Source organism: Staphylococcus sp. FSL W8-0774 (assembly GCF_038006785.1).
In the GTDB taxonomy this organism is placed as follows: domain Bacteria; phylum Bacillota; class Bacilli; order Staphylococcales; family Staphylococcaceae; genus Staphylococcus; species Staphylococcus pasteuri.
In genome coordinates this window covers 406498-432807 of record NZ_JBBOVW010000001.1, presented here as the reverse complement: position 1 = coordinate 432807, position 26310 = coordinate 406498, and the positions used below count along the sequence as shown (strand labels likewise).

General features: G+C 30.0%; 18 protein-coding genes and 1 pseudogene. 5 read left to right on the top strand and 14 right to left on the bottom strand.

The window, feature by feature from the left end; translation table 11 throughout:
- Window positions 1-290: 290 nt before the first annotated feature.
- From NSQ15_RS01915 to NSQ15_RS01905, 3 genes are all read right to left on the bottom strand, one after another.
- Window positions 291-3155, bottom strand: coding sequence for a DEAD/DEAH box helicase (locus NSQ15_RS01915; RefSeq protein WP_154874063.1), 2865 nt, complete (start codon window positions 3153-3155; stop codon window positions 291-293).
- 2 nt (window positions 3156-3157) lie between these two features.
- Window positions 3158-3550 carry a (deoxy)nucleoside triphosphate pyrophosphohydrolase gene (locus NSQ15_RS01910; protein ID WP_340746890.1) on the bottom strand — a complete coding sequence of 131 codons (393 nt, stop codon included), beginning with the start codon at window positions 3548-3550 and terminating at the stop codon, window positions 3158-3160.
- A gap of 149 nt (window positions 3551-3699) precedes the next feature.
- Window positions 3700-5190 carry a glycosyltransferase gene (locus tag NSQ15_RS01905; protein WP_029056110.1) on the bottom strand — a complete coding sequence of 497 codons (1491 nt, stop codon included), beginning with the start codon at window positions 5188-5190 and terminating at the stop codon, window positions 3700-3702.
- Between the two features lie 304 nt (window positions 5191-5494).
- Here NSQ15_RS01905 and NSQ15_RS01900 point away from each other — a divergent pair, with 304 nt between their 5' ends.
- Both NSQ15_RS01900 and NSQ15_RS01895 read left to right on the top strand, forming a co-directional pair.
- Window positions 5495-7135, top strand: coding sequence for a phospho-sugar mutase (locus NSQ15_RS01900; protein ID WP_154874061.1), 1641 nt, complete (start codon window positions 5495-5497; stop codon window positions 7133-7135).
- A 162-nt stretch (window positions 7136-7297) separates the two neighbouring features.
- Complete coding sequence (locus NSQ15_RS01895; protein ID WP_340747181.1) at window positions 7298-9178, top strand: glycosyltransferase family 2 protein; 1881 nt, start codon at window positions 7298-7300, stop codon at window positions 9176-9178.
- A 49-nt stretch (window positions 9179-9227) separates the two neighbouring features.
- On the opposite strand, the gene galU is transcribed toward NSQ15_RS01895, so the two are convergent.
- The 10 genes and pseudogenes from galU to NSQ15_RS01845 form a co-directional block, all read right to left on the bottom strand.
- The gene (gene galU / locus NSQ15_RS01890) at window positions 9228-10094 is read right to left on the bottom strand and encodes a UTP--glucose-1-phosphate uridylyltransferase GalU (RefSeq protein WP_029056107.1); all 867 of its coding nucleotides are present in this window, start codon (window positions 10092-10094) and stop codon (window positions 9228-9230) included.
- Window positions 10095-10819: 725 nt separating this feature from the next.
- A complete protein-coding gene (locus NSQ15_RS01885; RefSeq protein ID WP_154874057.1) occupies window positions 10820-12178 on the bottom strand; it encodes a gluconate:H+ symporter in 1359 nt (452 codons plus the stop codon).
- A gap of 116 nt (window positions 12179-12294) precedes the next feature.
- Window positions 12295-13833, bottom strand: a complete 1539-nt coding sequence (gntK, locus tag NSQ15_RS01880) for a gluconokinase (RefSeq protein WP_017636533.1) — start codon at window positions 13831-13833, stop codon at window positions 12295-12297.
- A gap of 25 nt (window positions 13834-13858) precedes the next feature.
- Window positions 13859-14539, bottom strand: a complete 681-nt coding sequence (locus NSQ15_RS01875; RefSeq protein ID WP_119622581.1) for a GntR family transcriptional regulator — start codon at window positions 14537-14539, stop codon at window positions 13859-13861.
- A gap of 136 nt (window positions 14540-14675) precedes the next feature.
- Entirely contained in the window at window positions 14676-15398 is a 723-nt protein-coding gene (locus tag NSQ15_RS01870) for a MerR family transcriptional regulator (RefSeq protein WP_154835353.1), read from the bottom strand.
- 205 nt (window positions 15399-15603) lie between these two features.
- Window positions 15604-16302 (bottom strand): GTP pyrophosphokinase, encoded by a 699-nt coding sequence (locus tag NSQ15_RS01865; RefSeq protein WP_046467018.1) that lies wholly within the window; start codon window positions 16300-16302, stop codon window positions 15604-15606.
- 140 nt (window positions 16303-16442) lie between these two features.
- Complete coding sequence (locus NSQ15_RS01860) at window positions 16443-16856, bottom strand: DUF2188 domain-containing protein (RefSeq protein ID WP_154835355.1); 414 nt, start codon at window positions 16854-16856, stop codon at window positions 16443-16445.
- Window positions 16857-16961: 105 nt separating this feature from the next.
- Window positions 16962-18850, bottom strand: a pseudogene (locus tag NSQ15_RS01855) (FUSC family protein).
- A gap of 232 nt (window positions 18851-19082) precedes the next feature.
- Window positions 19083-19370: a putative quinol monooxygenase gene (locus NSQ15_RS01850; RefSeq protein ID WP_154835357.1), complete on the bottom strand. Its 288-nt coding sequence runs from the start codon at window positions 19368-19370 to the stop codon at window positions 19083-19085.
- A 124-nt stretch (window positions 19371-19494) separates the two neighbouring features.
- Entirely contained in the window at window positions 19495-20769 is a 1275-nt protein-coding gene (locus NSQ15_RS01845) for an MFS transporter (RefSeq protein ID WP_154874049.1), read from the bottom strand.
- Window positions 20770-21201: 432 nt separating this feature from the next.
- Here NSQ15_RS01845 and NSQ15_RS01840 point away from each other — a divergent pair, with 432 nt between their 5' ends.
- The 3 genes from NSQ15_RS01840 to NSQ15_RS01830 all read left to right on the top strand — a co-directional run bounded on the left by NSQ15_RS01840 (window position 21202) and on the right by NSQ15_RS01830 (window position 24318).
- Window positions 21202-21813: a DedA family protein gene (locus NSQ15_RS01840; protein WP_017636540.1), complete on the top strand. Its 612-nt coding sequence runs from the start codon at window positions 21202-21204 to the stop codon at window positions 21811-21813.
- A gap of 275 nt (window positions 21814-22088) precedes the next feature.
- Window positions 22089-24053 (top strand): fructose-1,6-bisphosphatase, encoded by a 1965-nt coding sequence (locus NSQ15_RS01835; RefSeq protein ID WP_217194075.1) that lies wholly within the window; start codon window positions 22089-22091, stop codon window positions 24051-24053.
- Between the two features lie 130 nt (window positions 24054-24183).
- Window positions 24184-24318 (top strand): type I toxin-antitoxin system Fst family toxin, encoded by a 135-nt coding sequence (locus tag NSQ15_RS01830; RefSeq protein ID WP_371106450.1) that lies wholly within the window; start codon window positions 24184-24186, stop codon window positions 24316-24318.
- A gap of 108 nt (window positions 24319-24426) precedes the next feature.
- Here the strand turns inward: NSQ15_RS01830 and NSQ15_RS01825 are convergent, their stop codons facing one another.
- Window positions 24427-26214 carry a cation:proton antiporter gene (locus tag NSQ15_RS01825; RefSeq protein WP_154835448.1) on the bottom strand — a complete coding sequence of 596 codons (1788 nt, stop codon included), beginning with the start codon at window positions 26212-26214 and terminating at the stop codon, window positions 24427-24429.
- Window positions 26215-26310: the final 96 nt, after the last annotated feature.

Genomic DNA, 26310 nt, shown 5'->3' with positions numbered 1-26310 from the left:
TTGTGGATTTTGAGTATAAAAAGTATATTTATTAAGCAAGTTTAAAATGAGACACTCTGAAATTCAAATATATTGACTGTAATAGACCAATTTGTATTTATTTAATAAAAATATGCCTTGATAACATCTTTTAAGATGTACCAAGACATATAGCTATATCAATATTATTTTTCAATCTATAAAATAAGCAGGTATGGATTTTCGATATATTTTGCAAGCACTTTTAGGAAGTCCGCTGTTCCTGCACCAAAATTTAAAAATTCTAACATTCCAATCAAAGTTCATTATATTTAATCAGAAGTAATATACCTATAAATATCATCTCTAACTGGTTGATACATAGATAATTTCATCGTTACAACTGAATTTCCGTTAGGCATTATATCTTCCTCTTCTGTCCCTTCAATATAATTAGCTGTTCCAAGATAGTAGAAGTACTTACCATCATCGTCTTTTTTCTTTACAAAAATATACATTGTTACATTATTTTCCACATGATTGAGTATATTTTGTATTTCTGGAGATTGGATTTTTCTTGGTAACCTTGTGTACCATTTCAACTCATCTTGGCTTAAAAACTCATCTTCATATTTAGTATTATCACTTATGTCTTCATGTTTATCATAAGTGATAAATATAGGTAAAGTTTGATGTTTCATTTTATAGCCATTTATAGTTCCCGACTCATCACTATCCCAATTAAGCAGTTTAACAAAATCTTCACGGGAATATTTATTATAAATAATCATCCTATTTCCACTATCTTGATATCGACGATTATTATATTTAGACAGTTCTATTAAATCAAAAATATATTTTAAAAATAATGGATTATTTAATGAGTTGGAAAATTCTTTTGTTAATTGAATTTTGTCATTTTCAATATTTATAAGTGGTTCACCATAAGTATCACCAATTGTTGATTTGAATAATGAGAAGTCTAAAATTTTCAGGGATGTTATTACATCTTTTTCAATTATATCGTCGTTTAATTTTCTCATTTTCTCTAATAATTCTTTAATGAATATGGGGCCTTTCAATATTTCTTCTAATACTAAAATATCCACTTTCTTTAAACCTGGAGTTAGTTGCCTTGATAAAAAAGTTAAGTTTTTAAATTCATTAAGATTGATTTTATCTTCTATGTATTTATTTTTTAATAAAAACTCATGATAATTTTTGTATTTAGAAAAAATAACACTAGGATCAATTGAATTTTGTCTAATAAAATCCATTAACATAGGTAGTCTACCAATTCTATTCTGAACTGTTTCATAGGCTTCTCTTATCAATTTAGGCTGATTTAATTTAACTGCATCTAAAGAATCATAAATCTTTTTCTTAGCTATTTCTTCAAAATTTATTGTAGACACACCGTTTAATTCACTATTAGAAGTTAAAAACTTTTTATAACTATCCTTATTTTGAGACTGATCTCCTGATAGAGCGACTGGTATTAAATAATTCGTTTTATAATTCCCAATAAAATCAATAACTGTAACGTATTCTTTATTGTTACTTTTCCTTAATCCTCTACCTAATTGTTGAATAAATATGATACTTGATTCAGTTGGTCTTAACATTACGACTTGATTAACTTCAGGAATATCAATACCTTCATTGAATAAGTCTACAGTTATAATATAGCTAATTTCTCCATTTTTTAAACGCTCAATTGTGGTACTTCTTAATTCAATTTTATCTTTTCCTGTTAATCCTACAGAAGGTATTCCATGATCCGTTAATTTCTGCGCTAATTCATATGCTTCATCTCTTCGACTTACAAAAATTAACCCTTTAAGTTCTTCTCCAGAATAACCATAATAGTTAGTTTTATCTAAAATATTTTGCAATCGTTCATCTGACGTTAGATTCTTTAAATCTGCAACTTCCTCACTTATTTCTCCACCAATTGAATAATCAGTAACACCAAAATAGTGAAAGGGACATAAAATTTCACTTTCCAATGCTTCTTGTAATCTAATTTCAAAAGCTACATTATAATCAAATAATTCATATATATTTAGATCATCAGATCTTTCTGGTGTAGCTGTCATACCTAACATAAACTTGGGTGTGAAATAGTTGAATATTCTTTGGTAGCTCGAAGCAGCAGATCTATGAGCCTCATCAAATACAATATAATCAAAATGTTCTTTTGAGAATGCTTTAAAATTTTCATTATTAGATAAAGTTTGAATAGTAGCAAACAAATATTTTGCATTAACGTTTTTGTGTTTACCAGTAAGTAAACCAAATTCATTATCATCAATATGAGGCATTACTTTTTGAAATTCTTCTCTGGCTCTATTTAAAATACCTTCGTTATGTACGATAAATAAAAACTTTTCTGGGTTAAACGCTCTAACATCTAATGCACACAATATTGTTTTCCCTGTTCCTGTAGCCGAAATAATAAGACTTCTATCTTTTCCTTCTTTTCTGTGTGAATCCAGACAACTTAATGCTTCTTTCTGCATTTTATTAGGCTGAATATTAAATACGCTTTTATATTTATCATTCAACACTTTTTGTTGATTTTGTAATTCAAATATTTGTTTTATTGACTTGTATTCAAAAGTCTCTTTATAATCATCAATCCATTTCTGAGTTAAGGATATACTTTTATCCCATAGGTCATTAAATTGTGACTTAATATTATGTACTAATTCACCATTTCTATGAGTTGATAACAATATATTATGTTCGTAATTAATTTTTAATGCATTAGAGGTTAGATTTGAACTACCAATGATCATAGAAGAGTAATTTTCATGATCAAAAATATACCCTTTTGCATGAAACCCTTCTACATCAGTTAAACGTACTTCCACATTTTCTAATTTTAATAATTCACTATACATTTTAGGACTATTAAATCCTAAATAATTGGAAGTTAATATTCTCCCTTTTATTCCTTTACGATTTAAATCATATAATATGGATTTTAAACTAGCTAATCCACTTTCAGTAATGAATGCTACTGAAATACTAAAAGATATACACTTTTGTAACTCTTGAACTATTGTAGATAAAACATTTTCATTTTTATTATTTATTAATAATTTGGGAGTAAAATTTCCTTGGTGCGAAACATTTTTATCTATAAATCCTTTATGTAAAGATTGTGTGAAATCTTCAATTAATCTATTCATAGCTATTCTCCTTCAATTATTAATTTAACCGCTGGAATATCTGGTGGAGCCCATGTTAATGAATTAAGCTGGTTAATTGGTAACCACTTTATTTCTTTATGTTCAGTTAAAGTAGGAACATCTTGGTTTAATTGACACTTAAAGGTTGTTAAGTTAACTATACCAAAATCATATTCATACTCTGTAGTTGTCAATTTTTCATTAATAGAAATATCACATTTCATTTCTTCTTGAATTTCTCTAATCAAGGCTTCTTCTTCTGATTCATTTTTTTCAACTTTTCCACCTGGAAATTCCCACATTAAAGGTAGGCTCATTTTTTCACTTCTTTGAGCACATAAAATTTTATTATCAGAAAATATAATTGCTCCAACTACATTTATCACTTTTTTCATATATTTCACCTTCTCTATCAAATTTATATATACATTCTATCAAATAATTTAAAAGCAGTAAGTTAACTAATAAAAATATAGAAATTTCATTGAAATCAGAAGTGTAAAAATCCGAACAAGTTCTTCACTTGTCCGGATTCAAAATCTTTCTATTTAATTTTATCAAACAACTTTTTAAAGTTGGCTGCGGCGTTTTCTTGTTTGAGTGTTGCTTTTGTAGCAACATGTGTTAGTGGTTCTCTAACTACTTTATCCATGTATTTTGCAAATTCTTCAATATTATCTGGTTCTACTAAATAACCATTAACGCCATCATCAATAATTTCACTTGGACCATATCTAACGTCATATGAAATAACTGGACAGCCTACTTCTATACTTTCCATTACTGTTAAGCCAAAGCCCTCATACTTACTAGTTAATAATGAAGCTTTAGACTTTCTAAATTCATCCAATGGATTATTAGTATAGTTATATACTTTTACTTTATCGCCTAAGTTATATTCTTTAATAAGGTCTAGCATTAATTTTTTTTGATTGGCTTCATCTGGGCCAAACACTGTTAATTCAGTATCATGACCATAAGATAGAAATTGTTTATATGCTTTAATCAAGTGGTCAATTTGTTTTTGTAAACCTAATCTACCGATAAATACAAATCGGTCTAATTTTTCAACTTGATCTGACTCAGGATATGGTTCAATAAAATGCGGAATAACAGATATTTTATTATCATCGATATCATACAAGTTTTGAATATCATCTTTTTGCATTTGAGTAAGTAATAAATATTGAGCTACTTTATCAGCATTACCTAGCGCTGTTTTGTATGAGCCTTTTACATTTTCTCCATCTAAATGACTATTGTGGAATACAAGAACATTTTTAGTTTTAGGTATTTGATTAAGCATTGGTTTATCTAATACTCTAGCATCATTAAAGATGATATCTCCATCTTTAAAACGATGATTGAAATAATACTCAAATAAATCTTTTTCAGTTTTAAATGAGCGTAAATATTTATTGTCTTTAAATATTTGAATAAAATCGATACGTTTATCTACACTAGCATCATAAAATTTCTTACAATAAATTTGTCCTTCTGTATCGTAGTATTCTTCTAATATTTTAAAGTATGTTTTACTAGAGAAATAATTAATTTTATGAAGTTGACCATACACATTGTACTCATGACGTTCAATTCTTTTCTTAGATACAGGAGACATAACATCTTCGAATTCTACAATATTAGTACCTTCATAATATCTTCTATAAAGAACGTACGTATCTCCATCATAATAACGAACGACATTACCATCTTTAAATTCTTTCTTTTGTAGTCCTTCAATTTCTTTATCTTTTTCTTTATAAATTGGTTTTTTCTTAAATTTTGTCGTTGGTATAGATAATAATTTAAAATCTGAAAGCCAATCATATAAATTTTCGTATTCTGTATTTTTAGTTACAAAACCTTTTTTTAAAAATTCATCATATACTTCTTTATAATTAGCATTATAATTTGTAGTATATATCTTATTAACGATATTCATTTCCTCATCTAAAAACTTGATTCGTTTTAATAACGCTTTAGTTCTTCCCCCATGGACTGGTGGCAATGTGCTTGTAATTGTATTTATCATATTTAATCCCCATTTATATTTGATATGCTAATTATATGAGACAATATTTAAAAAGTATAGACTTTTGATATTAAAAAATAATTGATAAACACTTATTTTTTAATATTGTCATAAATACTTAAATTTCAACTTTGAATTTTTCTCATCATTTTTTATATCTTTTTAATGTAACTTACAATAAATGTACTATATAATAAGATTAACTTACATGCGTACATCTGTATTCAATATACCCGTTTGATAATGATTTAAAATAATTAATTTAGATGTAACGCGATTATTTTTTAAAGGGGAATTTTATATTATGAAAGATAATTGGACTAAAGTAGCTGATGAAAGTTTAGTTAAAGACTTTTATGAGAACCAATCAACTGAAGCTCAACAAGAAGGCTTTGAAACAACACTTGCTTTTGGTACGGCTGGAATAAGAGGCAAATTAGGACTTGGAGAAGGACGTTTAAACCGATTTACTGTATCTAAAGTCGCTTTAGGCTTAGCCAAGTTTTTACAATCCAAACACACATCACCAGTAGCAGTGATTCATTATGATACAAGACATTTGTCACCGGAATTCGCTCAAATTATCGCAACGATTTTAGCTAGTAATGATATCAAAGTTTATTTATCTGATACATACCGTACAACACCTGATTTATCTTATGCTGTTAGATTTTTAGAAGCAGATGCGGGTGTCATGATTACTGCAAGTCATAATCCTAAAGACTATAACGGTATCAAAGTTTACGGTGAAGACGGTGCACAACTGTCTACAGAACCATCTGCCGAGCTAAGTGATTATATTAACGATTTAGGTGATCCACTTAACATTGAACTACCTGAATTAAATGAACAACAACAATCAAACATTTTAACAGTCCCAACTGACGTAAGAACATCATACTTTGAACACATTAAGGAATTAGTCGGTGACATTCCTAAATCAAATTTACAAGTGGTGTTTACAAGTTTACATGGAACAAGCGTACCTGTTGTACCTGACATTTTGACAACGTTAAATTTCAATCAATTTAATTTAGTTGAAGCGCAATGTAAACCTGATCCTAACTTCAGTTCTGTTGCAAGTGCAAATCCAGAAGATCATAAAGCGTTTGATCAATCCATTGAACTTGCAAATCAAATTAAAGCTGATTTATTAATTAGTACTGATCCAGATGCTGACCGTTTAGGTATAGCAGAGCGTGATGCAGACGGTAATATTCATTACTTTAATGGTAACCAAATTGGTGCCCTATTATTAAATTATCGTATTAATGAAACAGCACACTTAAACAATAGAATTATGATTCAATCTATTGTAAGTAGTGAACTAGCTAAGTCATTAGCGCGTTATCATAATGTAGAATACAAAGAAGTGTTAACTGGCTTTAAATATATTGCTGAAGAAATTAGAAATATGTCTGATGATCAAAATTACTTACTTGGTTATGAAGAAAGTTATGGTTTCCTAGCTGGTCCATTCGTAAGAGATAAGGATGCGATTCAGATCGTACCGCTTATTATTAAATATGCTTCTGAACTTAAAAATGAAGGACGTATGTTAAAAGATGAGTTGGAAGATATCTACCAACAAGTAGGACACCACAATAACAAATTATTCTCTCATGCATTTGAAGGTGCAAAAGGCAAGGCAATTATCGATGATATTATGACAACATATAGAAATAACCCACCACGTTCTATTAATGGATTAGATGTCATTGCTATTGAAGATTATGAAACAGGAGAAAAAGTTGATTTCCAAACAAATCAAACCTCTTCTATTACGTTACCTAAAGCAAATGTACTTAAAATTTACTTCAAAGAAGGGTTTATTGCATTAAGACCTTCTGGTACTGAACCTAAGATCAAATTGTATGTATCATTAACACATGACGATTTTGATAATATTGCAAACAAAATAAATTCATTTATTTTTGATAAATAATAAGAAGCTTCTCCAATCAATGGAGAAGCTTTTTATTATACCGCACATTTAATTATTTAATATTTTGATATTTTAATTGATAGTGCTATACTTTTAGTGATTTTCAAATATATTATTCAGTCATAAAAATAACAATTTCAAAACACTAATTAGGGAGAGAGTATTATTCAAAAGCTTATTTCAATTATTGTACCTGTATATAATAAAGAAGCATATTTAGAAACATGTATTCAATCTTTGATAGACTTAAAAATAGATAAAACGCTTATTGAAGCAATATTCATAGATGATGTATCCACAGATAAATCATATGAATTACTAAAACAATATAACGAAAAATATGACTTTATTCAGACGTACCAACTAGATGAAAATTCTGGTGGTCCTGCGGTTCCAAGAAATTTAGGTATTAAAAAAGCACAAGGTGATTATGTTACTTTCTTAGATGCTGATGATTGGTTAGATACTGAAGGTTTCCCTAAATTTGTTGAACAAGTGAACAGTCATCAATCAGATATTGGATTTGGTCAATGTTATAAACATACTAATGAAAACATTAAAAAAATTGCTCGTTTTGCGTCATATAAACAGGATGATAATTTAGTTCCAAGTGATATTTTCAAAATATTTCGTGCTGTAGGACCACCAGGTAAAATTTACAAACGTTCTATTTTGTTAGATCATCATATTACCTTTAAACATATGAAATATGGGGAAGATAAATTATTCTTTTTTGAAACTTTACCTTTATGCCATTCAGCATCAATGACCACTGAACCTGTAGATCATGTAAACCGTTACGAACTAAATGACTCTCTAGTTAATGACACTAACATGCTAGAGAAATCACAATTAAATTTAAATATACTTGAGCATGTCTTAAAGATGGATATAGAAAATGGAATTATGATTAAAATTTTAAGTAGAATAGTGGAAATTGATTTTATTTCTAGATTTTTATTAACTAAGACATTTAATAAATCAAAAGATAAATCATTCTTTTATAAGCAGTTTGATAAAGTAGAGTCTTTAATTACTAATGCAGGTTACAATATGAATGATTTAATTATTACTGATAAATTCAAACGTATTTATGACGCTTATCAACAAAATAAAAATATTTTAGAATCATTAATCAACTTTTTATTGAATGATGCAAAAGTTAGTAAGTATATTAAAGAAAATACTATGTACTACATGTATCCTGAAGATTTAAAACATTTACCTGAATTAGCACTAGATTGTGTGCCTATATTTAGAGGTACATATTATATTAAAGATGAATTATACGATGAAATTGAGATTTTTAAATTAGCAGAAACAGAAATAAATTCCGTCGAACTAATTAAAATTCACGACGAACGATACATTAAACCCGTCAAATATGAGTGGACAAATCAATCACTTTATATTAAACATAAAGATATCTTCTTTAAAAATACTGACTTTAATATTTCAATCACTTATAATGATTTTGAGAAGTGTTTAGTAAAAGCTACACCACCTCATTATAGCGATTATAATTATTTAAAACGTCAGAACTTATCATTAGCATTTCACTCATACAAAGATGGAGATGAAGACATAAACATGAAACAATATCTAACTGATACACCAAAGCATGTTGTCGCATTGCAAAAGTTTAAGAAGTATGAAGAAGCAAACTTTATAAACGAAATAAGTGATATTAATAAAGGCCAATGTATTCGTATTATCCATATGGATAAAAGTGATAAAGGCACTCCTAGATTGGTTACAGAGGATGGAAGTTATATAACTGCTAATCAAGATTTTGTTACACCAATCAATCTTGATAGTATTGAAGGCTATATTACAAACACTCCGAAATCTGTTGAAGTAATTAAGAAATGTAAGCTATATGAGGATGTAGGTTTTAAGAAAGATCCAGTTAAGACTTTAGAAAAAGGCACAAAAATAGATATTATTGATATCGAATTTACTAGTAAGTTAACACCTAGATTAAAAACAACAGATGGTTATTATTTAACTGCTAATCAAGGTTTTATCAAAGTTTTAAAATAATATTGAAAAAGCATCAATCACTATACATTGTGATTGATGCCTTTTTGCTTTATAAGTCTAATTGTTTAATGAATGCTTTTAAATCATCTTTCATGTCTTTATCTTTTAATGCATATTCAATCGTTGTTTTAACGAATCCTAATTTTTCACCAACGTCGTATCGATCACCTTCGAAGTCATATGCGTACACTTGGCTTTCTGTGTTCATACGTTCGATTGCGTCAGTTAATTGAATTTCATTTCCTGCGCCTTCTTCTTGTGTTTCAAGATAGTCAAAGATTTCTGGTGTTAATACATAACGTCCCATTATAGCTAAGTTTGATGGTGCTGTACCTTGTTTAGGTTTTTCTACGAATTTTTTAACTTCATAACGTAATCCAGATTGTTCTAATGGATCAATGATACCGTAACGGTGTGTATCTTCTGGTGCTACTTCTTGCACACCAATGACAGATTTACCAGTTTCATCATAGACATCCATTAATTGTTTAATCGCAGGTGTTTCAGATTCAACAATGTCATCGCCTAATAACACTGCAAATGGTTCATCGCCAATAAATTGACGTGCTGTGTGGATGGCATGACCTAAACCTTTTTGTTCTTTTTGTCTAACGTAAAAGATATTAGCTAAATCGGTTGAATATTGAACACGTTCTAATAAATCATTTTTACCTTTTTCTTCTAATACCATTTCTAGTTCTTTTTGGTTATCAAAGTGGTCTTCAATCGCACGTTTATGTTTACCTGTAACGATAATAATGTCTTCAATACCTGCTCTAGATGCTTCTTCAACGATGTATTGAATAGTTGGTTTATCTAGAATTGGAAGCATTTCTTTCGGCATTGCTTTTGTTGCTGGTAAAAATCTAGTACCCAAACCAGCTGCTGGAATAATTGCTTTTTTTATTTGTTTCAAAGTCTCTACTACCCCTTTTTAAAAGAATAACTGCTAATGTATAACATCATTTTATCATTAATACCACAATGTGCATAGTTTACATCATTTTAATATTTTATCTTAAATTAATGTGAGAATTTTTTATATTTAAAACAATATATTGCTCATTAAGATTTTGGGATTTCTATTACTATATCTCCTACTATTTGAAGTCAACTAGTAGTATTTTACACTCAAACTTATTGCCTTAATCTTCATATCATAGTATAATTTAAGCATAAAAATACACCTAGCAACTTTTAGAGTGTTTACTAGGTGGAAAAACTAAGCAACATATTTTGAGGGTTAACTCAATTCATATGTTCTACACAAACAGCTTTTAGACTCGTCTTATTGCAGTAAGACGGGTTTATTTTTTTGCTCGAATGTGCTTGATAAACCACATAACAATAAACGTAATAGTTACCATAACCGGTAAATATACAATGATATGTATAGTAATATCTATTGTCATCAATATCACCCCTGCACATTAGACCTTCTTAATAATTGATTACTTAGAAGGTTTTATGCATGAACTTTAGTTCATGTATACCATTAAGTTTTCAAATCTTTTATATCAATGCTTCACAGTTATTCAAAAATGGTTTAAACAGACAAGAAATATATCAGTTTTTGTTGCGACCCTTTATAAATCCATACAAAAATACCGACTGTCTCCAGCCGGTATAATTATAAATATTTTATACGAATAAACTAATAAATAAGATGAAGATAATGCCTGATACCGAAATAACTGTCTCTAGTAATGACCAAGTTAAGAAAGTTTCTTTAACTGTTAATCCAAAATACTCTCTGAACATCCAGAAACCAGCGTCATTGACATGAGATAAGATAACACTACCTGCACCAATAGCTAGTACGACTAAAGCGACATTGGTATCTGACGCTTGAAGTAATGGCATGACTATACCTGTAGTAGAGATAGCCGCAACAGTAGCAGATCCTAATGCGATTCTAAGTACTGCAGCAACAATCCATGCGAGTAAAATTGGGGACATATGTGTACCTTCAAACATTTTTGCGATTGTGTCACCAACACCGCCATCTATTAGAACTTGTTTGAATGTACCGCCACCACCAATGATTAACAACATCATACCAATTGGATATATAGCTTGTGTGACTGATTCCATAATATCTTCCATTTTTCTTTTTCGAAGTATTCCCATAGTAAATATTGCAAAGATAACTGCTATAAGCATTGCAGTACCCGCATTACCAATTAGATAAATGATCGACTCAACACTATTTTTAGGTGTATCATGTCCAGTAACCAATTGAACAATTGTTGAAATCAGCATCAATATAACTGGTAATATTGCAGTTAAAATACTAATACAAAATCCTGGCATCTCATCATTAGTAAATTCCTTTTGTGCGCCTAATGCTGAAATATCTCCTTCACGTGAGTATGCTGAAGGAATGATTTTTTGCGCAAATTTATTAAATAATGGACCTGCGATTAATGTGACTGGAATTGCAATAATAATTCCGTACATTAATACATGACCGATATTGGCTTTTAATTCTTTTGCAATAACAACCGGTCCAGGATGTGGAGGTAAGAATCCATGTGTCACAGATAAAGCAGTTACCATTGGTAGTCCTAGTTTTAAAATAGAAACGTTTGCACGTTTAGCTACTGTGAATACAAGTGGGATTAATAAGACTAGTCCTACTTCAAAGAACAATGCTATACCAACGATGAATGCTGCAATAAGCATCGCCCACTGTACATGTTTCTGTCCAAATTTTGCGATTAATGTATCAGCGATTCTTGTCGCGCCTCCACCATCAGAAAGTAACTTTCCTAAAATAGCACCTAATCCAAAAATTAAAGCGATATGACCTAATGTGCTACCCATTCCGTTTTCAACAGTTTCCATAATTTTATTGAGTGGCATTCCTAATAGTAATGCCGTGATTATCGATGTAATAATTAAAGCAATAAAGGTATTCAATTTTAAAAATATAATTAAACTTAATAAAATGATAATTCCTAAAACAACGCTAATTAGTGGCCAAATTTCTCCAAACATGGCAGTCCCTTCTTCCTTTTCTGTGTTATTCTCAATAAAGTTGCTCGAATTCAAAAGTGACATGGCTACATTGCAATTAAATACTGTCTATGTGCTAAGATATTTTATGAAATCAATTAATCCATATGTTGACGTTGAAAATCTGCAATTTCACTATAAGATTCTGTTAATGAACGACTAATCTTAATGAATATTTTGACTAACTGTTGATAAATGTCTACTGTATTGGGATCAGGTTGATGTTCATGAGTTGTTCCAACCATTTGTTCAATTATTGAAAAATCATCTATTTCTCCTAGTGCCTTCATACCTAGAACGCAAGCACCAAGACATGAGCTTTCATAGCTTTCAGGTACACTTAATTGTGTATCAAAAATATCTGCCATCATTTGACGCCATATTTCACTTTTCGCAAATCCACCTGTTGCTTTAATTTCATTTGGTGTTTCGTTCATCACTTCAATCAATGCAAGATATACAGTATATAAGTTATATAAAACACCTTCTAAAGCAGCACGAATCATATGTTCTTTTTTATGTGATAATGTAAGCCCGAAGAAAGATCCTCTTGCATCGGCATTCCACAACGGTGCTCGTTCACCTGCTAAATATGGATGGAAGATTAAACCATCTGATCCAGGCTTAACTCGACTTGCAATTTGTGTTAGTACATCATATGGATCAACACCAAGTCTTTTAGCCGTTTCAACTTCACTAGCTAATATTTCATCTCGAAGCCATCTTAAAATAACGCCACCATTATTTACTGGCCCACCAATAACATAGTGTTCATCAGTTAACACATAACAAAATATACGTCCTTTTTCGTCTGTTCTCGGTTTATCAATCACTGTTCTTATCGCTCCAGACGTTCCGATTGTGACTGCTACTTCACCTTGCTGATAACTATTAACACCGAGATTTGATAAAACGCCATCACTTGCCCCTATGACGACTGGTGTATTTTCATCAATGCCCATTAAAGTTGCATATCGTTTTTTCATTCCAGTTAAAATATGTGTTGTTGGTACCAACTCTGGTAATTGAGATCGTGAAATACCTAATAAATTGAGTACATCATCATCCCAATCTAATTGTTCAAGGTTAAACATACCTGTTGCTGAAGCCATTGAATGATCAATCACATATTGCTCAAATAATTGATATAAAATATATGTCTTAATATCAGCAAACATGGCAGTATTATCGAAAGTAGATTGTTGTTCGTGTTTCATCCAGAAAATTTTTGATAACGGTGACATTGGATGGATTGGCGTGCCTGTTCTTCTATAAATATCTAATCCATTATATTGATTATTGATTAATGTTGCGTATTTGCTTGCTCTATTATCTGCCCAGGTAATATTTTCAGTTAATCTATGATGATTTTCGTCCATAGCAACAAGGCTATGCATTTGTGCACTAAAAGAAATCAATTTAATATCTTCTTTTGCTATGTTTGCTTCCCTTACCACATATTTCACTGTCATTAAGACTGCATCAAATAGTTCGTCTGGATTTTCTTCAGAGACATCAACATTAGGTGTATGTAATTCATATCCAATGTTATGCTTCATTATAAATTGTCCATTTTCGTCATATAGCACTGACTTAGTACTCGTTGTCCCTATATCGACTCCAATCATATATTTCATCATTTCCCCTACTTTCTCAAAAAAATTATCGTAACCAAAATCCTTCTATATCTTTTCCAACATCATCAAAGTTTAAATGAAATGCTTCTCTTAATTTGTCTGAATCTTTATTATCAACCGCTTCCACAAAAACATTATGATTGCGATGGATACGTTCAAAATCATCCGGATTTTTTAACATTCTACGTCTCATAGACAATAAAATGAGTGATTCCATGACAGGTTTAAGATGGTACCAAAAGGTTTTTAGATATTGATGATTAGAAGCTAAAATCATTGCCTCATGAAACTCGAAATCATGTTTTGTAAATGATTCAGCGTCTTCGAATTGTACGGCTACTTTCATCATTTCTAACTGCTTTTTCATTTCCTTTGCGATAGGTTGTGTATCCTGTGTTCTCAACCTTGAAAAGGCAAACGATTCTAACATCAAACGTAAGTCATATAACTCTCTCTTTTCTTGCTCTCCAAAAGGTAGAACCTGTGCGCCCATTCGTTCTAAATGTATCAATTGGTCTGTTTGTAATAGTTTAAAAGCATCTCTAACAGGTGATCGACTTACATTAAATTGTTTAGCAACTTGATTTTCTGTTAACCAAGTTTCAGATTCAATGTCACCATTAATAATGCCTAATCTTATTTCAGCAGCGATTGACTCACCTGTAGTTAAATGTCTTTTCCAACTTTCTGGATAGCCATATGTCATATCTTACACCTCAATTTCCAGTTGCCTTTATACTTGTATACAAGTATATTAATATATGTATCCTCGTTTTGCAAACGCTTACTTTAACTGCAAATAAAAAGCCTCGCTGATAGTCATCGAGGCTTAATCAAAATAATTATTTAGTTTTAGCTGGTGTTTCTATGCAATAATTCGTTTCGTGACAATTTGGACATTCCAGTCTTCGTGTCTTCATGGTATGTTTCGCAGTGATCACTTTATTCAGTGATGGTCGAAATTGGTTTTGACAATTAGGACAAATAAACTCTACATTTTTGTAATAATAGCGTGTTATCCCAATTGCATAACTAATAATAAAAGGAGACACGATAACTAATGGCGTTTTATTTCTTAAAACGAATGAACTTATTAATCCTGTATATTGAATTATACCGACTATGCTTGCACTTAGAATTATTTTCTTATAAGTCTCTTTCATATTATTAGATTCTTTCACTATTTTCTCTATGTCAGTTAATTTAAATATAGGTGTTACAGAACTTTCATTAAAATATTGTTTTGTTAATTTTATTTTATCAACTATGCTTTGCTTTTGTTCAATTTGTTTTATCAATGTTTCTTCTTTCATATTTAGAATATAGTTCAAGGTTTTCATCGTACTCTCTTCATTCATTAATGTTTTAATTTCATTTAATGAGCAGCCCATATTTTTTAATAGTAATATCAACTCTAGTTTTTTTAAGTCATCATCTGTATAAATACGTCTTTTGGTTTTTGTAAAATGACTGGGTTTTAAGATACCTTTTTTATCATAATATTGTATAGTTCTTACTGAAACATCATACTGTTCTGCAATGTCACCTGTCGTATAATAAGACATAGATTATTCACCTCCTAATACAAATGTAGCTTATTACGCTACGTCATTTTCAATAATTAAAACTCATTTTTTAGACTGCCGGTCGTCTACAAATTTATTTTATTATTATAACGTATACTTTTAATATATATTCTCTTAATATAAAAAAGTAGTATGGAATAATATACTATATTATTACTACATACTACTTTGAAAATTTAATTAATTAATCATTTTTAGAGATTTCTGAGTGAATTTGCTGCATTTTTCTTTCAACATCTGTTATTTCTGTTGCACATTGTTCTAACAGTCCTTTATATTTTTCAGTATCTGTATTATTTTTGTATCGGATTTTATGTTCTAAACTTGCCCACATATCCATACCAATTGTTCTTATCTGGATTTCTACTGGTGTTACTTCTACAGAATCAGCTAAAAATACAGGAATCGTTACAACAATATGTAAACTTCGATAGCCATTTTCTTTAGGATGTTCAATGTAATCTTTACGTTTGATTAATTTGACATCTTCTTGTTTTAATAACATTTTTTCAATTACATAAATATCATCTAAGTAATTACATATAACTCTTATACCAGCGATATCCATAATATTTTCTTTGGCACTTTCAGCACTTACTTCCAAATCTTTGCGTTTTAGCTTTCCAACTAAACTTCCCATTTCTTTCACACGACGTTCCATATGATGAATAGGGTTATGTTTATACATATGATTAAAGTTATCATCTAATATACTTAGTTTAGTACTAATTTCTTTAAGTGCTGATGAATAAATATGATCTAACTCAACAAAGCCTACTAAAATATCAAAAGCTTCATCGCTATTTTTAAATGTATTCAAACTATTTTTAAATTCTGTTCTTAAGTCTTCTAGATATAATGAGGGTTTTCTCTCTACATACATATTATTTCCTCCAACTTCTTTATCAATTTTATTATAACTAAGTTCATAAAGAAGAAGAAATAATTGCACTCCCTACTTTAGTCGCATCCAATATAAAAAGACTACCCTCATTTTGAGGATAGCCTTTCTAGACTTTTTCTCTATTCATCTTTTTGATGTTCTATTACTTTCGTATTTTTATTTTCTGCAATTTCTTGTGCTCGCTTAATTGCATCTTTTTTATATTGAAAAGTATCAGAAGCTTGTTTAGCCTTTTCTGTTTTTACTTTCCACTCATTGTCTTCAAAGTAAACGTGTATAGGTTCTTCATTTAATTCTGGGTTTGCAGACTGATCTGTTTGATGTTGTGTAATGTGTTTATTTTTCAATTCATTTAAATCATCTTTAGAAGCATCTTTGTACCATTTTTCAGCCTGTTTCGTAGCAATTGGGATAATATCTGATTCTTTATAACCATCTTTCAACATGGCATTAGCTATATCAATTGCTTTTTTACGTTCTAATTCATCAAGATTTTTTAAACTCTGTGGGTAATCATCCATTGTCCAAGGCATAGTATTCATCTCCAGTTTAATTTGCTTATATATTAGTATTACCACCAATACTAACTATTTAACCACTATGACGTCATACTACGGTTAGACAACCCTCAGACTACTCTACTTACCTAATATGCCTGCTTCAATAGCATCTTCACGTGCTTTTTGACTGTTTTTCTGTATTTTCATTAAACCAGACTTAATATAATTATACTGTGGTAAATCAGTTAATTCTTTTACTTCGAGATGTGATTGTAATTCGAAATGTTTAGCAATGTTTTCAAATGTAGCTAAATATTCACCCATTAATTGATCATCTATTCTTGAACGATGATTATCACTAAGCGCCCTACTAAGCATAAAACTAATTTCTTCAAGCGCAAATATACTTGGATAATAATATTGGATGACTTCAACTCACCATTCGCTGCATTATACATTTGAGTCATATTGTTCAATCTAACTGATAATCCTAGATTAAGATTTTTTTCTTCTTCTTTATTATGATACTTGTTTTCTGAGAATAAGTAATGGAAGAACGATGCTTCTTTTCTCACAACTTCTGCAATTGTATTTGGTAACAATATTGATGACGTTCTTTGTCCCAATATAAATAGGCCGATAGTAGAAATAGCTACACCAATAATTACGTCTACAATTCTTGGATATGCAATACTAATAGATAGGTTTTGTGAAGCAAGACCATTTAGTAAGATAACTTGAATTGTAATAAATATTACCGCAAACGTGTAATTTGCACCAACAAACATTTCTGTAATTCCAGCGCCTAATCCCATTAATATAATTGCTAATGGTGTTGGAATAGAAAATGCTAATATTCCTGTTAGCACTATAACACCTAATATAGTACCAAAACTTCTTGCAGTACCTCTTTCTAATGAATGAATTGTTGATGTTCCTACCAATAAGGTATGTGCAGATAATGGAATCCAGTATGCTTTATCAAATCCAAAGAATAAAGCTATGAATATTGCTGCTGACATGATGACTGTATATCTCAATGTGTTTCTAAATACAATAGAATCTAATGTTAGATTTTGTAAAGTACGCTTACTATATAAAGGTGTTCTAATTTTTGCTTCATGTTCGATATGATTAGAATCAGCATGTGCAATTTCATCTATTTTTAGTATATGATTTAATAAATTTTCAAATTCAGAACTTACATTGATTTCTTTTTTCCATGTTTGATGATTAGTTTTTGGATGTTTTACTTTATTGATAATGAAATTCAACATTTCAATTAAATCATTAGGTAATGGTCGTATATTTTTTTCATTAAGCTCTAATAATTCTGAATAAATACCTTGAACTGAAGTATGAATTAATAATAATTTTTGAAATCGTGAACTCATTTTATCATTATTCGCAGATGACGTTATGAGTAGTTTATCTGACGCTTTAAATGCAGATACTGCTGAATTTGCAACTTTTTTAAATGCTTCTGGGTCATTGTAATTTTCCATCATATCTTGAATTACTTTGAAATCTGCATTAATTGCACTATCTTCAGCTTTTTCTTTTTTAATATAAATAGTTAATAGCACCATTAATGTCGCTAATATTCCACCTATTAATATAGCTAACCCTCTAATTAATGCTTGGTCAGGTGCAATAGGTAAATTCATCGGTAAACAGAACGTTACGATGAAGAACGTAGATGAAGGGCCTGCTATTTTGAGAGAAGTGAATATATAAAATGGTACTACCGTAACAATTAATAACAAGATACCAAATATAATTGGTTGTGCTGTTGTCAATGTTCCAAGCATCATACATACTACAAATGCTAAAGAACAAAGTATTACAATTCTAATTTGTGATTTTGGTGCTCCTTTAAAGACATATATATGCGCTAATGTACCTGTGGCAATTAATATACCAAAAGAGAAAAAGCCAAAATAATATCCTAAAAGAGCCGGAATAATCATTAATAATCCTTGTCTTAACCCTTTATATGGATCAACTTTTGATTTATTAAATGTCATGACTAGCTGTATAAAACTCTTCAATATGTCCTCTCCTTTCCTTTTTATTGATTTTAAACAAAATAAAAGAACGGAATGTTTCTCATTTCATTGATTTGAAATCAGCGTTATTCCGCTCTCAATAGCGTTAACTTATTAGATGTATTGTTCACAATCCATCAATGATACATACTATTATATCACTTTCATTAATATTTGATTACTATTTCCCATTATATTTTATCTACCAAATTTATTTAATTTGTTGGGCAATTTCTATAACTGGTTCTTCTGCAACATACTCTTTAACTTTATTATTAAAGTTTTGGAAATGTGGAGACTCCATATGTGAGTTGATTGCAGTTTCATCAACATAATTTTCAACTATCACAAATGTATTACGTTCTTGTACATCTTCAAAATGGCTATAGTATAAGACCCCATCTTCTTTTCTTGTTTCTTCAACTAAACTTTCCATTAATTTTAAATATTCGTCTCGTTTTTCTTCTAATATTTTTATTTTTGCATTAATGATCATCATTTAAAACACACCTTTCTTATTAAGATATTATGTACTTAACAAAATATAAAAAGCAATAAATGAGATTTGATATAGTACATTACTATATTTATACAATCTCACATATTGCTCTTTTTAATATCTACTATTCTATTGTTTTATGTTCATCAATAACTAATGGTTTATCAGGTTTAACAAAGAACCACATTATAATTGCTACTACTGCAGGAATTGCTAACAATTCAAATGTTAAAGTCCATCCTAGACTTTCAACAAATATTCCTGCTAACAATGGGCTTGTTAATGCCCCAATATTCCCCCATAAGTTCATCCATCCTGATACTGTACCTGAGAAGTTACGGCCTAAGTCAGTAGCTGCTGCCCAGCTCATACCCATAGACATACCAACGCCACCAAGTCCTAATGATAACCAGAAAATAGTAACATAAAGGCTATCTGTATGTACTGCAAGGAACATTGACGCTGAAAATACAATAAATCCTATAATAGCAATAACACCACGAGCGACAAAGCGTGATTTGCCAGTGTTTAAAATTCTATCTGAAATTGCTCCTCCGCTAAGTATTAAGAAGAACATTAATAACCATGGAAGAGAACTAATTGACATATCTTTAAAATCAACATGATATACTTCTGTTAAATATGTAGGTAACCAAATTAAAAACAGAGTGATAACGAATTGAACAACAAAGTATTGAATTGCAATTGCATAGAAACTAAAGTGAGTTAAGAATCGTTTCCAAGGTGGTAACGATTTGTCTGTGTCTACAATATCTCTATGTTGCATAATAAATTGTTTTTCAGCCTCGTTGACCATTTTATGTTGTTCAGGTAAATCTTTTGCAATAATTGCCCAAAGTATTGCCATTACAATTCCTATTGCACCAAAAATATAAAATACCGCTTCCCAGTTAAATACATTTACGATAGCTATAGTCACAATTGGCGCTAATACAGGGCCAAAGTACGAACCAGCTAATAAAGCACTTGAAGCTCGTCCCTTTTCATTTTTTGCAAACCAAAATGAATTGAATACTGCATTCGAAGGATACATTGGCGCTTCACCTACACCAAATAAAAATCTAACAAAATATAATAAACCATGATGCTTAATCATACCTGTAAATATAGTAAAAGCACTCCACCATACCAATGCAATTGTAATCATTTTACGTGGTCCAAATTTTTCAGCTAACATCCCAGAAGGTACTTGCATTAATGCATAACCTAGTGAGAAAAATGAAGCCAATAAACCAAATTGAGCTTTTGACAAATGCAAATCTTCCATCATTGGAACAGCAATATAAGAAATATTAGACCTGTCCATGTATGCAATAACTCCGATCAAGAAGAATGCAATTGCGAAGCCCCAACGAACGTTACTTCTTTTCTTATTCATTTCTTTTCCTACTTCCCTTATTAAATATGTTGTCTCTAAGTGTTGTCGTTCAGTTTCAGAAATCCTTCAAGATGACTATGATTAAACTACTAAGAAACAACTTAAAAATTTCTTGTAGCGCTACAATTTTTAATAATAATAGCACGAAATGGAAACGGTTACAATATAAATTTAATAAAATATTCACTTTTTATTCAATAAATATTAACAATACATTCAATATACTGTCACAAGTGTAATACTCAATTTAGAGTTAAAACTATAACTACAATAAACAAACAATTTTAGTGTTTTAAAAAACTAAAAATACTAATAAAATTTTAAATTGACTCCCCTTTCACAAGCATTTATGACTATTTTTTATTATAATGACGTTACCGTACTTTTAATTAAGTAGATTGTTTAGATGAATAAAGGAGTCTATTTATATAAATGGAACAAATTATAACGAATTTTATTAGCCAATGGGGCTATACAGCTATTTTTATTTTAATTTTATTAGAAAATGTCTTACCTGTTGTCCCTTCAGAAATTATTTTAACTTTTGCAGGATTATTATCAGTTAAATCTCATTTATCAGTTTGGACCTTGTTGATTATTGCAACGATTGCATCATTTATTGGATTATTAATTTTATACTATATTTGTCGTCTTATTTCAGAAGAAAAACTTTATCGTTTTGTCGATCGACACGGTAAATGGATGAAATTGAAAAGTAGTGATTTAAAACGTGCCAATGATTGGTTTAAAAGATATGGCGCATGGGCAGTATTTCTATGTCGATTCATACCAGTATTACGTGTATTAATTACCATCCCTGCAGGTATTAATCGTATGAATATTATTGTTTTCACATCTTTATCATTATTGGGTACAACTATATGGAACTTTGCGCTTATTATACTAGGTCGTTTGCTTAGCGATAGTTTTGGCGCATTAATGAATGGTATTCATACATATTCTAGAATTATGTATGTCATTATCATCATTGCCATTATTTACTTTGTTATTAGATATTTTGTGAAACGTAAACGTGTAAAATAATATATTATTACTTAACGCTAACATAGTGACTACTTTGTTGGCGTTTTTATTTTTTACATGTCCATATCTCTCCTATTTATTTGGCTACTCAATTGACTTGCCTCCTGGTAAAAAATTGTCATTTTCAAACTTGAATCACTCTGAATATGAAAATATATTTTCAAATAAAGCTTTGCTATTGAAAATTAATCACTTTTTCTTGATAATCAAATGTAAGCGCATTAATTATTACAAAGACTGACTATATTGGAACTTATAAACAGGAGTGACAAATCATGACACATATTACTGAAAGTGAATTGAAACAAAAATATTTAGACTTACTATCACAACGTTTTGATAGTGCTGAAAAATTAGCTACAGAAATTATCAATTTAGAATCAATATTAGAACTTCCAAAAGGCACTGAACATTTCGTAAGTGATTTACATGGTGAATATGAATCTTTCCAACATGTTTTAAGAAATGGTTCAGGTAATGTCAGAGCAAAAATAAATGATATATTCGGAAATACGCTTAACGAAAAAGAAATTAATGATTTAGCAGCACTTGTATATTATCCTGAAGACAAATTAAAGTTAGTTAAAAATCAATTCAATGCGAAAGGTCAGCTCAATGTTTGGTATATTACAACTATCGAACGTTTAATAGAATTAACAAAATACTGTTCTTCAAAATATACTCGTTCTAAATTACGCAAAGCGTTACCAAAACAATTTGTATACATTATTGAAGAGTTGCTTTATAAAAATAATGAATATCAAAACAAAAAAACATATTACGAAACATTGATTAACCAAGTTATTGAATTAGAACAATCTGATGATTTAATTATCGGTCTTTCATATACTGTACAACGATTAGTCGTGGACCATTTACATGTAGTTGGAGACATTTATGACCGTGGACCTAAACCAGATAAAATTATGGATACGCTTATTAATTATCATTCTGTAGATATTCAATGGGGAAATCATGACGTATTATGGATTGGTGCTTATGCCGGTTCCAAAGTGTGTCTAGCTAATTTACTTAGAATCTGTGCACGTTATGATAATTTAGATATTATTGAAGATGCATATGGCATTAACTTAAGACCATTACTAACTTTAGCTGAAAAATATTATAGTGGAGATAATCCAGCGTTCAAACCGAAAAAACGTCCTGACAAGGAAGTAAGTCTTACTCAACGTGAAGAACATCAGATTACGAAGATTCATCAAGCAATTGCAATGATACAGTTTAAGCTTGAAATGCCAATTATCAAACGTCGCCCATCATTTGAAATGGAAGAACGCTTAGTTTTAGAAAAAATTGATTACGACAAGAATGAAATTACTGTTTACGGTAAAACATACCCATTAAAAGATACATGTTTCCAAACTGTTGATCCAGAACATCCTGAAACATTATTGAAAGAAGAGGAAGATGTTATTGAGAAGTTACTCCTTTCTTTCCAACAATCTGAAAAACTTCGTCGCCACATGTCCTTCTTAATGAGAGAAGGAAAATTATATCTGCCTTATAACGGAAATTTACTTATTCATGGATGCATTCCAGTAGATGAAAATGGCGAAATGGAATCATTTGAAATCGATGGTGAATCACATAGTGGACGTGAACTATTAGATGTTTTTGAATATCATGTAAGAAAAGCATTTGACGACAAAGAAATCACAGATGATCTTTCTACTGATTTAGTTTGGTATTTATGGACTGGTAAATACTCTTCATTATTTGGTAAACGTGCCATGACAACATTTGAACGTTATTTTATTGAAGATAAAGCCTCACATAAAGAAGAAAAGAATCCTTATTATTACTTACGAGAAGATGTTGATATGATTCGTAAGATGTTAAAAGACTTTGATTTAAATCCTGATGAAGGCCGTATCATTAACGGGCATACACCAGTAAAAGAAATTGACGGTGAAGATCCAATTAAAGCAGATGGTAAAATGTTAGTTATTGATGGCGGTTTCTCAAAAGCTTATCAATCTACTACAGGAATAGCTGGTTATACGTTACTTTATAATTCATTTGGTATGCAATTGGTTGCTCACCAAGAATTTAATACTAAGGAAAAAGTATTATCAGATGGTGCGGATGAGTTATCAGTTAAACGTGTTGTTGATGAAGAACTAACACGTAAAAAAATTAAAGACACTAATGTAGGACATGAACTACAATCTCAAATAGATATTCTTAAAATTTTAATGCATGATAGATACATAAAATAATATAAAAACAGAGCGATAATTGAGTAGAATTCCAATTATCGCTCTGTTTTTATATTTTATAATATTTTTTTCTTTTAAATTAATTATCCCTTGCTATAATAATACTATCGTCTATGCTTTAGACGTCTTAATGACGTGTAAAGGAGGTGTTATGATGCGGGATATTCTGATAAATATTCTGGCAACCATAACAAGCGGTTGCATCATTGCTTGGTATACTAATTGGTTACGCTGCCGCAATGATAAAAACAATAGACGTAAGTAACCACACCTATAAGAATCCCCTCACTATCACCAGTAGTGAGGGGATTGGTGTTATATGCGAGATATTTCTGATGTTATATTAACATTATTTTTTTATAAAAGCAATATTTTATACGTTATAAACATTTTTTAATATACCATATGTCCCATGTTCTTCTTTAGGTAGTGAATGATTATTCCTTTTAAAAGTGACATTTTTATTTTCATTAATATAATAAATTAACATATCTTTATCAGTAATTTCATGATATCTTTCGGCAGGCACTTCTATAATATTATGTTGTGTTATATAGTTATCAAACCATCTTGGTGTATGATTTTCATCAAATAAAATATGATTTCGAATAGGACCATTTAAATTATTACGTGCTTGTTCATCATTAAATGATACCGGCATCATATGGACATTATTCAAACCAAATTCAGGTACTAGTTCATTAAATGCTAAACTGTTAAAAATAAATGATTTTGTCATCAATATGCACTTATTATATCTTAGTAAATCTGAATATATACGGTCATTGCTAGATAATAAATTCCCTTTAAATACTTCAAATCCTTGTTGATGTGCTTTATCAGAAGTGTTTTCAAATAAATTGAACATCATAATGGGTATACCATGATCTTTAAGCATACTTCCTAAATGAAATGAGAATTCACTTTCCCCAACAATAATAACGCCAGGTGGTTCATTACTTGCTACGCCTAACATTTTACTTAAAGGTGTAAAACTAAATCCATAGATGACAACTGTAATAAATACAAGTCCAAATGTAACTGGTGTTATGTATTGAGCCATTTTGACACCGTCATCCATAAACAAACTTGAAAAGAATTGTGCAACGGTAAGTACAACAATACCTCTAGGCGCCATTAAGGCTACACTAACACGTTCTCTTTTAGTTATTTCTGTTCTAAATGTAGAAATGATAACCGATAAAGGTCTTACAAGTAAAATCATTACAACACTAAATACAAGTAATTGCCATGATAGTACATTTAGTAATACATCTTTAGTAAGTGATGATGTAATTAAAATAAATACTGTTGAAACCATTATTGTTGATGCATTTTCTATAAAATGATCAGACTCCTTAAACATTAAGTCATGGCGTTTATTTCGTGCCATTATAAGCCCAAATATGGTTACAGATAATAATCCAGATTCTGCTAAAATTTCGTCACAGATACTAAATATTAATAGTATAAATACCAGCTGTATTGGCGGCATTAAACTTTGTGGTATCATGTCATGTTTAATTAACCAGTTAAATAAGAATGATGCACCAAAACCTATTAAAACAACGCTTAAAATTTTTAAGATAAATAGTAAGATCACTAAAAAACTTATACCGTCATCAATAATTTGGTATACATAGAATGCTGATAGTGCTAACATCGGTCCAATCGGATCTAATATGATACTTTCCCAACGTAATATTGAATCGACATTCTTCTTTACCTTTGCTTGTTTTAACAATGGTTGAATTACTGTGGGGCCAGTGATTAAGAATAATCCACCCATAACTAACGATACCGATATTGGAAAATCTAATACGTAATGTAATGCAATTGCACCTAAAATCCATGCAATCGTTGCACCTACAGTAATAATTCTGATGACCGCTTTCGATATCCCTTTTAACTCTCTGAAATCTAAATTACTACTACCTTCAAATAATATAACGGCTACTGCTAATGAAACAATAGGACTAAACACTTCCGATCCCATTGCTTCTTTAGGATTTGCTATGCCTAATATTGGTCCAATTAACAGACCTACAATAGCCATTACTACTATGGATGGCCATTTTATTTTATTTGCTAACCATTGGCTGAATATACCTAACGCTAAAAATACAACAATCATTAGCATTAAAGGTAAATCAAATATCATAACAACACCTTCTTCAATTTTTACACTTCTTCCAATCAATCGTTCAATATCCGATAATACTATCAAAGTATCATTAATAATGCATTAATATTTCTC